Genomic DNA, 13,481 nt, shown 5'->3' on the forward strand with positions numbered 1-13,481 from the left:
CTAACCGCTTACTCACTGTCATCACGTCGTTTTATGGCGTGATGACAGGGAGTGATGGATAAAAAACCAGTTCTGATCGCCATCTCGGGCTATAACCTGCGGGCGCATCTGGTATAGTTAGGCCCGCATTTTATCCCCATCTGGCTCGCAGGAATTTCAAGATGTCCAAATTTGCCCGTTCAGTTCTTCTGGCCTCACTGATCAGCGTAACCGCCCAGGCCAATACGCCGGTGCCGACACCGACCCCGAATGCCATGCCCATGGTGGTTCCCGCCGCGCCGGAGATCTCCGCCAAGGCCCATATTCTGATCGACTACTACTCAGGTCAGGTGCTGGCCGAGCAGAACGCCGAAGAGCGTCTGCCGCCTGCCAGTCTGACCAAGATGATGACCTCCTACATCATCGGCCAGGAGCTGCTGAAGGGGAACATCAAGCGCACCGACATGGTGACCATCAGCCAGAACGCCTGGTCCAAGAACTACTCCGACTCCTCCAAGATGTTTATCGAGGTGGGCAAGCAGGTCTCTGTCGATGATCTCAACAAGGGCATCATCATCCAGTCCGGCAACGACGCCTGCGTCGCCATGGCCGAATTCCTGGCGGGCAGCACCGACTCCTTCGCCAGCCTGATGAACAGCTGGGCCGCCAAGCTCGGCATGAACGACAGCCACTTCATGAACCCGCACGGTCTGGATGCGGAAGGTCACTACAGTACCGCTCACGACATGGCCCGTCTGGGTCAGGCGCTGATCCGCGACCTGCCGGAGGAGTACAAGATCTACTCCCAGAAATCCTTCGTGTTCAACGGCATCACCCAACACAACCGCAACCGCCTGCTGTGGGATCAATCCCTGCAGGTGGATGGCATCAAGACCGGCCACGTCAGTCAGGTCGGCTATAACCTGGTCTCCTCTGCCACCAACAACGAAGGCATGCGCCTGATCGCCGTGGTACTGGGCGCCAGCAGCGAAGCCTCCCGCGCCGCCGAGAGCAAAAAACTGCTCACCTACGGCTTCCGCTTCTTCCAGAGCCTGACCCCGTACAAAGCAGGCACCGAGCTGGTCACCCAGAAGATCTGGATGGGCGACAAACCGGAAGTGAAACTGGGCGTCGACAAAGATGTCTCCGTGCTGGTCACCCGCGGTCAGGGTAACAACCTGAAGGCTGATTTCCAGCTCGACAGCGAACTGAAAGCGCCGCTGGCCAAGGGTCAGCGCGTCGGTACCGTGTTCCTGAAGCAGGGCGACAAAGAGATCAAGCAGGTGCCGCTGGTTGCCCTGGAAGAGGTGCAGGAAGGTGGCTTGATGAGCCGTCTGTGGGACTACCTGATACTGCTGGTCACCAGCTGGTTCAAGTAATCCAACGCACAATCCTCACCAAACAGCGGCGCCAACAGGCGCCGCTGCTGTCTGTGACCGGCAAAGGCAGTGAATAACCCTGTAAACTGCAGGTTCCGCCTTACCCTGATTTGTGGTAAAAAGCAGCACTTCCATCCTTGTCTGACCGATCCTGGCCTTGATCCCGGTCCGGGCAGCGCCCATATAGTTATGAGCCGTGCCCATATAGACTTGAAATGGCGGCCTCCACGGGCCATCGGCCACTAGCCATCCAAGATGAAGTCATCCCGGTGATGACGCAAAAGGTGAGTAAATGAATACCAAGTTTGATGAACTGCTGGAGTTTCCCTGCAAATTCCCGTTCAAGGTACTCGGCGTTGCCGACCCGGCACTGCCGGAAATGGTGGTTGAAGTGCTGCAGCAGCACGCCCCCGGCACCTACAGCCCGACCGTCCAGCCCAGCTCCAAGGGCAATTACCACTCGGTTCGCGTGACCGTGACTGCCCAGAGCAAAGAGCACATCGAAGCGATGTACCACGCCCTTGGCAAGATCGAGCTGGTGAAATACGTACTGTAATTTCTCTCTCGCCCCGTTCTGCGGGGCGACTGTTTTTGGCCGCAGCACGCCGCGAGGACGCCATGTCATCCCAGATCCCCGCCCAGTCCAGCCTGATTGTCAGGCAGCTGGGTCGCCGCCCCTACCAGCCGGTATGGGACGCCATGAAAGCCTTCACCGACAACCGCACCAGCGACACCCCGGACGAGTTCTGGGTGGTCGAGCACGATCCCGTCTACACCCAGGGTCAGGCCGGCAAGGCCGAACACCTGCTCAATCCGGGCAATATCCCGGTGGTGCAGAGCGATCGCGGCGGTCAGGTGACCTATCACGGCCCGGGCCAGCTGGTGCTCTACGTACTGGTGGATGTCCGCCGCTGCAAATTCTCGGTTCGCGAGCTGGTGACCGCGCTGGAGACAGCCATCATCAACACCCTCGCCAAAAGCGATATCCAGGCCTATGCCAAGGCCGATGCCCCCGGGGTTTATGTGAAAAATGACCTTGGCATGGAGGCAAAACTGGCCTCGCTCGGTCTGCGCATCCGCAAGGGGTGCTCGTTCCACGGGCTGGCCCTCAACATCAACATGGACATGACCCCCTTCCTGCACATCAATCCGTGCGGCTATGCGGGCATGGCCATGACCCAGACCAGCGCTCTGGGCGGCCCGCAAAGCGTGGCCGAGGCGCAATCCATTCTGGTGGCCGAGCTGGCCCACCTGATTGGCTACCAAACAATAACAAACACCGAGAGTGAATCATGAGCAAACCCGTTCGTATGGAGCCGGGCGTCAAGCTGCGCGATGGCGACAAGATGGCCCTGATCCCGGTGAAATTCATGCCGGATCCCAACGAAGAACTCCTTCGCAAGCCGGACTGGATGCGGATCAAGCTGCCCCCCTCCAGCCAGAAGATCGAACACATCAAGAGCACCTTGCGCAAGAACAAGCTGCACTCGGTGTGTGAAGAGGCCTCCTGCCCCAACCTGGCGGAGTGCTTCAACCACGGCACCGCCACCTTCATGATCATGGGCGCCATCTGCACTCGTCGCTGCCCCTTCTGCGACGTGGCCCACGGCCGCCCGCTGGCGCTCGATCCGGAAGAGCCGAAGAAGCTGGCGCTGACCATCAAGGAGATGAACCTCAAGTATGTGGTGATCACCTCGGTGGACCGCGACGATCTGCGCGACGGCGGTGCCCAGCACTTCGCCGACTGCATCCGCGAGATCCGCGAGCACAGCCCGCAGACCCGCATCGAGATCCTGACCCCGGACTTCCGTGGCCGGATGGAGCAGGCACTGGAGGTGTTCCGCGAAACGCCGCCGGACGTCTTCAACCACAACCTGGAAACTGCGCCGCGCATGTATCGCGTCGCTCGCCCGGGTGCCGACTACAAGTGGTCGCTGGAGCTGCTGCGCCGCATCAAGGAGATGCACCCCCATGTACCGACCAAGTCCGGTCTGATGATGGGCCTTGGCGAGACCAACGAAGAGATCGTCGAGGTGCTCAAGGATCTACGCGCTCACGGCGTCAACATGCTGACCCTGGGTCAGTATTTGCAGCCAAGCCGCCACCACCTGCCGGTCAAGCGCTACGTGCCGCCAGCAGAGTTTGACGAGCTGAAAGATGTCGCCATGGAGCTGGGCTTTACCCACGCCGCCTGCGGTCCTTTCGTGCGCTCCTCCTATCACGCGGATCTGCAAGCCAAGGGCGAAGAGGTCAAGTAACCTCGCACGATAGAGCGGCCAGTAACCGCCACCCTCGCAATGAAAAAGAGCGCCTATTGGCGCTCTTTCTGTTGGTGTCACTGACCGTTGCAGCTTGATCTACTCATCAGCCGTGGTCGAAGACCCCCTGCTGATGCCAGCGTTGCAACTGGGTCAGCACCCGGGTCTCTCGCGCCGTCCACTGGGGACAGGGCCCCGCCAGCTGGGTCTTGTTGGTCTGCAGCGCTTCGTCGAGGGCAAACCAGCCGGGCACGAAGCCAAGGCGGATCTCGTAGGGCTGTGGCTGTGGCTCCACCAGTTGATCACCAATCCGGCACAAGTAGTAGAGCGAGCGGATGCAGTAGGCATCGAACCCCGGCTCGCGGGCGGCGCGGTATTCCCGGGTCTCGCCAAGCAGGGTCCCTACTTCCAGCAACTCGGCACCGCACTCCTCCTTCAGCTCGCGGGCCAGCGCCACATGGTGGTTTTCCCCCGCTTCAACGCCGCCGCCAGGAAACATCAGATCACCGTTAACCCGGGAGTGAACCAGCAGCAACTCGTCGCCATGGAGTACTACGGCACGCACCGTGAGGCGCTCCAGGGTGCGGCCATCGGTACGTACCTCGCCATGAATGAAAGAGAGATCGAACGGATTGGGCCAGCAGCTGGCCGGGGAGAGCATCGTCATCACTGCCTCAGGGCCGGTAGTTGCCATGCTTGAGCTGCTCGACAATTTCGGCCGCCCGCACATCGTAGCCATCCTGCTCTGTCTTGCTCAGGGTGTGGTAGATGCCAAAACGCTTGGCTGAGACCTCGGGGCTATCCTGAAACGACTCGCTCACCTTGCCCCACAGATAGGCCAGCCCGTACTGTTTCTGGCCCATATAGAGGGTGCTGAGGGAGGTGAATATGCGGCTGTTCACCTTATCCCCCTCCTGATAGAGGGAGAGCCCGTGCTGCAGGGTGGCAATGGCCTTTTCGGGGTCGCTCTTGGCGTAGATACCGCCGAGCGCCAGTTGCAGCTCGGGTTCATCCAGCGCCTTGGTGCCTTCCAGCGCCATAAACTGCTGACGAGCCAGCTCGTTGGTGTTGTTGGTCCAGTGCCAGAGCAGCAGGTAGGGATCTTGTGAATTGCGGGTCGCCGCATCGAGCTGGGCCAACTGATCCCCGGCCGCCAGCATGCCCTCGACCCGTGGACTCTTCTGCTCGCGGGCATTCTTGTATTCAATGCTGGTGGAGCGCTCGGCACATTTGAGATAGCGCTCAAGGTTGCGCATCAGCTCGTACTTGCGCCGATCCGTCCCCTCCTCCTTGAGATAGAAGCGACTGCGGATCACATCGGTACGCTCGTAGCGACACCAGCCATCGTCCACCAGATCCTGGCAGAGCTCGGGATGATTGCCACAGATGTTGTGGATCCGGTCGTCATTGCAGCCAGCCACGGCAAGGCCGACTGAAAGCATGATTAAGGTCTGTCGCAGGGGGAAATTGGCCATGGTTCACATCTTGTTGGTAACGCGGGTTGGTAACAACTGGCGCCTTTACGGGCCACCTCCGGCTAGCAAACCGGTTACATATCCATTACAATGCGCGCGCCATATAAGGCCGCGATTGCAGAATAATATAACGAAATATACACCCCTACACTGATCTGCATTCGACGAATTTTCTATTTACACCAACAACGTGAAATAAAGGATCTGGTCAATGACCCACGAGCACTACTTGCAAGCGTGGCAGGAGAGCCAGGAGCTCGCCGAAGCCATGCAGCCCTTGATTGGTCGCCTCTACCGACAACAAGGGGTCGAGATCACCCTCTACGGCCGCCCGCTGCAAAACGCCTCCACCATCGATATCCTCAAGGCCCACCGGGTCGTCCGCCGCCACCAGGGCGCGCCCCTCCCCATCCAGCAAAGCTTCCCCCTGCTTCAGGCCATCGTTGCCCTCAAACCCACCGCCGCCGAGGTTGACCTTGGCAAGCTGGCGGTTGGTTACTGGCAGGATCATCAGGATGAGGCGGGGATCGAGGACTATCTGCAAGCGCGACTGGCACCGGCCCTTGGCCGCAGCCAGATGCCGCAGCCGACCGACGTGGTGCTCTACGGCTTTGGCCGTATCGGTCGCCTGCTGGCCCGCCTGCTGATCGAGCGTACCGGCGCCGCCAATCCGCTGCGCCTGCGCGCCATCGTGGTACGCGGTGGTCGCGACGGAGATCTGGAGAAACGTGCCAGCCTGCTGCGCCGCGACTCGGTGCATGGCCCCTTCAACGGCTCCATCGAGGTGGATGTGGAACGCAGCGCCATCATCGCCAACGGCACCTTCATTCAGGTGATCTACGCCAATAGCCCGGCCGACATCGACTACACAGCCTACGGCATTCACGATGCGCTGATCGTCGACAACACCGGCGTCTGGCGTGACGAGGCAGGCCTCTCCGAGCACTTGAAAGCGCGCGGTGCCGGCAAGGTGTTGCTGACTGCCCCCGGCAAAGGGGAGATGAAGAACGTGGTGTTCGGGGTCAACCATGAGGTGATAGGCCCGGATGACAGGATCATCTCCGCCGCATCCTGTACCACCAACGCCATCACCCCGGTGCTCAAGGTGATGCAGGAGCGGTTCGGCATCCGCCACGGCCACGTGGAGACGGTCCACTCCTACACCAACGATCAGAACCTCATCGACAACTACCACAAAGGCGAGCGCCGCGGTCGCAGCGCGGCCCTCAATATGGTGATGACCAGCACCGGCGCCGCCAAGGCGGTGGCCAAGGCGCTGCCGGAACTAAAGGGCAAGCTGACCGGCAACGCCATCCGGGTACCGACCCCCAACGTGTCGCTGGCGATTATCAATCTGTCGCTGGAGCAGGCCACCGATCGGGAGAGCCTCAACGCCTATCTGCAGCAGATGGCGCTAAGCTCGGCCCTCCATCGCCAGATCGACTTCAGCGCCAGTACCGAGCTGGTCTCCTCCGACATGGTAGGTTCCCGTTATGCGGGCATCGTCGACTCCCAGGCGACCATCGCCGAGGGGGATCACTGCGTGCTCTACGTATGGTATGACAACGAGTTCGGGTACAGTTGTCAGGTAGTGAGGGTGATGGAGCAGATGGCTGGCGTAGTCCGCCAGGATCTGCCGGCATAGACTGATAGGGTCTACCTGCATGGCCCATCAGATCCCGCTGTTTATGGCTCAATAGTTCAAGGAGAAGGCCGGATGTCGTTTCAACAGGGTGAGTTTTTACAAGCTATCAGGCAGATGCCACAAGAGGTGTACGAGCGGCTCAAGACCGCAGTCGAGCTGGGCAAGTGGCCCGATGGCAAGCCCCTCACCGACGAGCAGAAGGCCACCTCCCTGCAAGCCGTGATGGCCTGGCAGGCGATGCACATCGACAATCCCGAGCACATGAACATAGGTCGTGACGGCGAGATCGTGATGAAGAGCAAGAGCGAGCTCAAGCGTCAGTATCGCGACGAGGAAGAGATAGTGCGGGTCGACCTTAAACATTGAACCTGACTCGGCAGGCCGCTCGCGGCGGCCACAGCAAAGAGGGGAGCCATTATGGCTCCCCTCTTTTTTCCTATCGATGCCGGGCGACTCATCCCCCTCATCCCCAACCCTTCTCCCGCTAGGGGGAGAAGGGAGCAGGCTCGCACCTGCGAACAGTGAACGGGCCACCTGCCAACGCTCTTCATGGCAAGCCTCGTGGCCAACAGCACCTCGCTCTATCCCCTCTCCCGCCGGGAGAGGGTTAGGGTGAGGGCCGCATCGCTTAGGGAGTCAGCTCCCCGCGCAGGGACTGCTGCATCAACTCGCGAATGCGGTGGGAGGGCAAGTCCTGACTCAGCAGGAAGTGCAGCTTGGTGAGTGCTGCCTCGGCAGTCATGTCAAAGCCCGAGATCACCCCGGCCCGCGACAGGGCGTTGCCGGTAGCATAGCCCCCCATATTGACCTTGCCGTGCAGGCACTGGCTCAGGTTGACGATGATGACGCCACGGGCCGATGCCTCGGAGAGCAGCGCCAGCATGGCCGGGTTTTGCGGCGCATTGCCCACCCCGAACGACAGCAGGATCAGCGCCTTCACCGGCTGTTGCAGGATGTTGGCGATCACCTCGCTGGAGATCCCCGGATAGAGGGTCACCACGCCGATCGGCTGGGGGGTGATGTCGTGCAGCACCAGCGGCCGCTCGGACGGCACGCCCAACTCGCCCGCCTCCAGCGAGATGGCGATCCCGGCATTGAGCAGCGGCGGATAGTTGGGCGAATCGAAGGCGTGGAAGCCGTCGGCGTGCACCTTCTTGCTGCGGTTGCCGCGATAGAGCTGGTTGTTGAAGAACAGCGTCACCTCGTGGATCGGGTAGTTAGCCGCAATATAGAGGGCGTTGAGCAGGTTCTGCTGACCGTCGGAGCGCAACTCGGCCAATGGGATCTGGGAGCCGGTGATGATGACCGGCTTGTGCAGATCTTCCAGCATGAAGGAGAGCGCCGAGGCGGTGAACGACATGGTGTCGGTGCCATGCAGGATCACGAAACCATCGTACTTGTCGTAGTTGTCGCGAATATCCTCGGCAATGCGCTGCCAGTCCGCCGGGGTCATGTCGGAGGAGTCGATGAGAGGGGCATATTCGTGGATATGGTAATCCGGCATCTCGGGGCGGTGGAACTCGGGCATCCGCGCCAGACAGTCTTCCATAAAGCCCGCCATCGGCACGTAGCCGTGATCGGAACGCTGCATCCCTATGGTGCCGCCTGTGTAGGCAATGTAGATAGACTTCTTCACACCCTCTCCTCTTGATGAAGTGAACACCGCCAAAACATGAACCATGTCGGGGTGAACCACAATGTCAACGCCCGCCAGCGCCTCTGCGTGCAGCGGAAACCGGCGAATTATAGAGACTGGCGCCCCAAATGACAGCCGTTCCATGCACCCTTTTCGGCTTTTCTGCCCTCTACCTACATAGTGTTAAATGTCACAATAAACCACTAAAACGAGCATTAATACGACAAAGATGGAATTAAACGATGCTTTTTGCTACAATCTGCCGGATTTTACTAAAATCTCATCTGGATGCCTGAGCATTTCAGGCCCGCACAAGCCCCATCTTTCCTGGGGCGGGGAGATGTTTCCCCTTCTTTGCTGGCACATAAGCCACACTGTTTTCATCCCGGCTGAATCTGTAAGTCTTTTGCTATGAAAGACACAGCCAATCAACATGGGAGTACTGAATGTTACAACTTGATTCCTACGCAACGCTGGTCGCTGCCACTCTGGTATTGCTGCTTGGCCGGGTGTTGGTTACCCGAGTCGGGCTGCTGCGTACCTTCAACATCCCCAAACCGGTAGCCGGCGGCCTGGTGGTCGCGCTGGTACTGCTGCTGCTGCGCTCCACCCTGCAGATGGAGCTGCAATTTGATACCAGTCTGCAAACCCCGCTGATGTTGGCCTTCTTCGCCTCCATCGGTCTCTCCGCCGATCTCGCCAGCCTGAAACGCGGCGGCAAGGCGGTGGTTACCTTCCTGATGGTGGTCACCGGCCTGCTGCTGGTGCAAAACAGTCTGGGTGTCGGTCTGGCGACCCTGCTCGGTCTGGATCCCCACATGGGGCTGCTGGCCGGCTCCATCACACTCTCCGGCGGCCACGGCACCGGTGCGGCCTGGAGCGCTACCTTCTCCGAGAAGTACGGCGTGCAATCCGCCGCTGAGCTCGCCATCGCCTGTGCCACCTTCGGTCTGGTGCTGGGCGGCCTGATCGGCGGCCCGGTGGCTCGCTATCTGGTGAAGAAAGTGCAGGTCCCCGGTGAGGAGCACAATCAGGATGAGGCCCCACAGGGCTTCGAAATGCCCGACATGGAGCGCCCCCTCACCACTTTCAGCGTCATCGAGACGCTGGCACTGATCGCCATCAGCCTCAAGGGCGGCGAGCTGCTCTCCGCCTCGCTCAAAGGGGGCGCCTTCGAGCTGCCGATCTTCGTCTGCGTGCTGTTTGTCGGCGTGTTGCTGCGCAACGTCCTGACCCTGCTGAACTGGCATGAAGTGAGCGATCGCGAGGTCTCCCTGCTGGGCAACGTCAGCCTGTCGCTGTTCCTCGCCATGGCACTGATGAGCCTGAAACTGTGGGATCTGGCCAGCCTGGCGCTGCCCATCTTCATCCTACTGGCCGCCCAGACAGTGGCGATGGCGCTCTACGCCATCTTCGTCACCTTCCGGGTGATGGGCAAAAATTACGATGCGGCCGTGCTGGCGGCAGGTCACTGTGGCTTTGGCCTCGGGGCCACCCCAACCGCGATTGCCAACATGCAGGCCATCACCCAGCGCTTCGGTCCCTCGCACCTGGCGTTTCTGGTGGTGCCCATGGTGGGCGCCTTCTTTATCGACATCATCAACGCCATGGTGATCAAGCTGTTTATGGCTATGCCATTCCTGTAATTCCCTTTCCGTCAGACGTATATGATCAGAGCCCACCTTTCGGTGGGCTCTTTGTTTGTTCTCTACTCGCCAGCTGACGCAGGCAGAGCCGGGGCTCGTATCCGCCACCTGGGTGACCCGCAAGCAACCCGGAACCCCCACATCCCGCACTCCCCCGAACAACAAAAAGCCCCGCACTCGACAGAGTGCGGGGCTTGTTTATCTCAGCCGGAACAGGCCGTGAGTTGCACCTTACAGGATAAAGGTCGACACCTGCTGATTCAGGTCAGCAGCACGCCCTTTAAGGCTGTGGGCCTGATCCAGATCGCGCATGGCAGATGCGGTGATCTCGTCACTCACATCCTTGATGGCGGTGGTGTTCTGGGTGATCTCGCCGGTCACCTGGGTCTGCTCCTCGGCGGCAGTGGCGATCTGACCCGCCATGTCGGAGATGAGGGAGATGGCGCTGGTGATCTCTTCCAGCGCGCGCACCGCCTGATCGGCATCCTGCACGCTGTTGTCCGCCAGCCCCTGACTGGTCTGCATCAGGCTCACCGCGCGGGCAGTGGTCTGTTGCAGTGTCTCGATGGTGGACTGGATCTGCTGGGTGGAGTCCTGGGTACGGCGCGACAGCACCCGCACCTCGTCAGCGACCACCGCAAAACCACGACCCTGCTCACCGGCGCGAGCCGCTTCAATGGCCGCGTTCAGTGCCAGCAGGTTGGTCTGCTCGGCAATCCCCTGAATGGTGGAGAGGATGCTGGTGATCGCCTGCGCGTGGCGGCTCAGCTCCCCGATCACCTCGGTCGCCTGCCCCACCTCTTCGGCCAGACCATTGATGGACTGGCGGGTCTTGTTGACCAGCATCTTGCCCTGCTCACTGCTCTGGGCAGATTGCTGGGCAGCGGCGGCGGTGTTCTCGGCGTTGCCGGCGATCTCCATGGTGGCGCTCGCCATCTCGGTGACCGCCGTGGCGACCATGGTCACCTCCTGCTGCTGACGCTGCAACTCGTCCACCGCGGCCTGGTTGGTCACCAGACTGCGCTCGGCATCGGCGTTCAACTCGTTGGCCAGCTGACGGATATTGCCGATCAGCTGATGCTGGCTGCCGACGAAACGGTTGAAGCTGTTGGCCAGTTGGCCCACTTCGTCGTTGGCGTCGATCTTGATACGCTGGGTCAGATCACCGTTACCATCGGCAATGCGGGCCAACGCCTGGGAGACCTTGGTGAGCGGGCCAAGCAGCATGCTGACCAGCCAGGAGATAGCTAGGATGCTACCCACCAGCACCAGTAGCGCCATCCCCAGCTGGGTCATCAGCAGGGAGGAGAGCGGCGCTTCCAGCGCGGCCTTGTCCAGCACCAGCACCAGTTCCCAATCCGTGTCGGGGATATCAGCCGCCCACAGCAGCTTGTCACGACCTTCGTTGTCAAAATATGCAGGCACCAGATCCTTGCTCGACTTGCTCTGCTCGATCAGCGCATTGGTCAGATCGTTGTCGATCTCGCTGGCCGGTTTCATCGCCTTGGCAGCATCCTTGTAGGCGATGATGGTGCCATCCTTGTGCATCATGATGGCGAAACCGTCGGCAGGCAGCTGCATCTTGGTCACGTCTTCCACTAGCGAGGCGATGGAGAGGTCACCACCGACGACCCCGCCAGAAACCGGCTGGGCCAGGGTCACCACCATGATGTTGTAAGCCACATCGAGATAGGGTTTGGTGACAATCAGGCCACCTTTGCTCATCGCCTCCTGATACCAGCCACGGGAGCGCGGGTCGTAGCCATCGCGGTTGATGGAGGGATCGGAGTCATTCATCTTGCCACTGCTCTCACCGAAATAGGTGAGCTGGAAACGGCCGGAAACTTGTGCCTGTTGCAAGGCATTGAGGGGCTCGGCACCGGCCTTGTTGCCGAGCGCCTGGATCACGTCGCGACGGGCTGCGAGCCAGTCGCTGACACGCTCGGCCTGCTGGGTACCCAGCCGTTGCAACTGCTCCTGGCTGCCTTGCAGCAACAGGGACTTCTGGCTGCTATAGCTCTGCCAGGAGAGCAACAAAATCACCAACGAAAGGGCGATCACCACTGACAACAGTATCTTCTGCTTGAGTGACAGGTTTTTCATCATGTGTTCTTCTTATTGAGGTGAGGAGCGGGTTTTTCCCTAAATTGCACAACACTACACGTAGTCATTAGCGACCCGAATGGCCAAAACTGAACCTGAAAATGGGTCGGCGGGCGATATTTTCTACCGAGGTGGAGAAAAGTGCACCAGAAATTGACGGCATGAGCCGCACAAGCCAAGGCAACCCTGTTTATTCCTTCCACAATTGGCTAGAATATCCCGTTTTTAAATCACATCGACCCTGAGAGTTTTCACGATGTTCGAAGTTAATCCCGTATTAAATAAACTTAAGGAGCTGTCTGAGCGGACCGAGCTTCTTAGGGGGTACCTTTGACTATGACGCCAAGAAAGAGCGTCTAGAAGAGGTCAACGCCGAGCTGGAACAGCCGGACGTATGGAATGAACCCGAGCGCGCACAGGCGCTGGGCAAAGAGCGCGTCGCGCTGGAAAACGTGGTCGGCACCATCGACACCCTGACCCAGGGCGTGGATGACGTCGAGATGCTGGTGAGCCTGGCCGTCGAAGGGGAAGACGAAGAGACCTTCAACGAAGCCATCGCCGAATCCGAACAGCTGGAAGCCAAGCTGGTGGATCTCGAGTTCCGCCGCATGTTCTCCGGTCAGCACGACGGCTCCGACTGCTATATCGATATTCAATCCGGCTCCGGTGGTACCGAAGCACAGGATTGGGCCAACATGGTACTGCGCATGTACCTGCGCTGGGGCGATGCCCACGGCTACAAGCCCGAGCTGATTGAATGCTCCGAAGGCGACGTGGCTGGTATCAAATCCGCCACCATCAAGTTCACCGGCGAATATGCGTTCGGCTGGCTGCGTACCGAAACCGGCGTACACCGTCTGGTTCGCAAGTCTCCGTTCGATTCCGGTGGCCGCCGTCACACCTCCTTCTGTTCTGTGTTCGTCTACCCCGAGATCGACGACGATATCGATATCGAGATCAACCCGGCGGATCTGCGGATCGACGTCTACCGTGCCTCCGGTGCCGGTGGTCAGCACGTTAACCGAACCGAATCCGCGGTGCGTATTACCCACGTTCCGACCGGTGTCGTGGTACAGTGCCAGAACGACCGTTCCCAGCACAAAAACAAAGACCAGTGTATGAAGCAGCTGAAAGCCAAGCTCTACGAGCTGGAAATTCAGAAGCAGAACGCTGAGAAACAAGCCCTGGAAGAGACCAAGTCTGATATCGGTTGGGGCAGCCAGATCCGTTCCTATGTGCTGGATGACTCCCGTATCAAGGATCTGCGCACCGGCGTCGAAACCCGTAATACCCAATCGGTGCTCGACGGTGACTTGGACAAGTTTATCGAAGCCAGCCTGAAATCAGGTCTGTAAACAAG

12 protein-coding genes are annotated in these 13,481 nt (G+C 59.8%); 8 read left to right on the top strand and 4 right to left on the bottom strand.

What is annotated here, in order from left to right:
* Positions 1 to 161 precede the first annotated feature (161 nt).
* The 4 genes from ACB035_RS08205 (at position 162) to lipA (ending at position 3,616) form a co-directional block, all read left to right on the top strand.
* Complete coding sequence (locus tag ACB035_RS08205) at positions 162 to 1,358, top strand: D-alanyl-D-alanine carboxypeptidase family protein (protein ID WP_075115448.1); 1,197 nt, start codon at positions 162 to 164, stop codon at positions 1,356 to 1,358.
* A 292-nt stretch (positions 1,359 to 1,650) separates the two neighbouring features.
* On the top strand, positions 1,651 to 1,914 hold the full coding sequence (ybeD, locus tag ACB035_RS08210; protein ID WP_005335178.1) for a DUF493 family protein YbeD: 264 nt from the start codon (positions 1,651 to 1,653) through the stop codon (positions 1,912 to 1,914).
* 62 nt (positions 1,915 to 1,976) lie between these two features.
* Positions 1,977 to 2,654, top strand: coding sequence for a lipoyl(octanoyl) transferase LipB (lipB, locus tag ACB035_RS08215; RefSeq protein ID WP_371167045.1), 678 nt, complete (start codon positions 1,977 to 1,979; stop codon positions 2,652 to 2,654).
* Positions 2,651 to 3,616, top strand: coding sequence for a lipoyl synthase (gene lipA / locus ACB035_RS08220; protein WP_005335190.1), 966 nt, complete (start codon positions 2,651 to 2,653; stop codon positions 3,614 to 3,616). Before lipB ends, lipA begins: the two co-directional genes overlap by 4 nt.
* A gap of 106 nt (positions 3,617 to 3,722) precedes the next feature.
* Here the strand turns inward: lipA and ACB035_RS08225 are convergent, their stop codons facing one another.
* Together ACB035_RS08225 and ACB035_RS08230 are read right to left on the bottom strand one after the other, a co-directional pair.
* Complete coding sequence (locus ACB035_RS08225; protein ID WP_216961201.1) at positions 3,723 to 4,283, bottom strand: NUDIX hydrolase; 561 nt, start codon at positions 4,281 to 4,283, stop codon at positions 3,723 to 3,725.
* A gap of 7 nt (positions 4,284 to 4,290) precedes the next feature.
* Entirely contained in the window at positions 4,291 to 5,091 is an 801-nt protein-coding gene (locus ACB035_RS08230; RefSeq protein WP_216961198.1) for a DUF2989 domain-containing protein, read from the bottom strand.
* Positions 5,092 to 5,302: 211 nt separating this feature from the next.
* Here ACB035_RS08230 and ACB035_RS08235 point away from each other — a divergent pair, with 211 nt between their 5' ends.
* Positions 5,303 to 6,736, top strand: a complete 1,434-nt coding sequence (locus ACB035_RS08235) for a glyceraldehyde-3-phosphate dehydrogenase (RefSeq protein ID WP_021229728.1) — start codon at positions 5,303 to 5,305, stop codon at positions 6,734 to 6,736.
* Between the two features lie 72 nt (positions 6,737 to 6,808).
* A complete protein-coding gene (locus tag ACB035_RS08240; protein ID WP_371167046.1) occupies positions 6,809 to 7,102 on the top strand; it encodes a YeaC family protein in 294 nt (97 codons plus the stop codon).
* 262 nt (positions 7,103 to 7,364) lie between these two features.
* On the opposite strand, the gene ansA is transcribed toward ACB035_RS08240, so the two are convergent.
* Entirely contained in the window at positions 7,365 to 8,372 is a 1,008-nt protein-coding gene (gene ansA / locus ACB035_RS08245) for an asparaginase (protein ID WP_005354141.1), read from the bottom strand.
* Between the two features lie 446 nt (positions 8,373 to 8,818).
* Between ansA and gltS the strand changes: the two genes are divergently transcribed.
* A complete protein-coding gene (gene gltS / locus ACB035_RS08250; protein WP_005348115.1) occupies positions 8,819 to 10,018 on the top strand; it encodes a sodium/glutamate symporter in 1,200 nt (399 codons plus the stop codon).
* A gap of 231 nt (positions 10,019 to 10,249) precedes the next feature.
* Here the strand turns inward: gltS and ACB035_RS08255 are convergent, their stop codons facing one another.
* The gene (locus tag ACB035_RS08255; RefSeq protein WP_139494153.1) at positions 10,250 to 12,121 is read right to left on the bottom strand and encodes a methyl-accepting chemotaxis protein; all 1,872 of its coding nucleotides are present in this window, start codon (positions 12,119 to 12,121) and stop codon (positions 10,250 to 10,252) included.
* 256 nt (positions 12,122 to 12,377) lie between these two features.
* On the opposite strand from ACB035_RS08255, the gene prfB reads away from it, so the two are divergent.
* Positions 12,378 to 13,476, top strand: a protein-coding gene (gene prfB / locus ACB035_RS08260) for a peptide chain release factor 2 (RefSeq protein WP_100645262.1) whose coding sequence is annotated in 2 segments (ribosomal slippage) — positions 12,378 to 12,452 and positions 12,454 to 13,476 — 1,098 coding nt in all. Because the reading frame shifts where the segments join, the coding sequence is not laid out codon by codon here.
* The last annotated feature ends 5 nt before the right edge of the window (positions 13,477 to 13,481 follow it).

Source organism: Aeromonas sp. S12(2024) (genome assembly GCF_041402305.1).
Taxonomy (GTDB): domain Bacteria; phylum Pseudomonadota; class Gammaproteobacteria; order Enterobacterales; family Aeromonadaceae; genus Aeromonas; species Aeromonas veronii.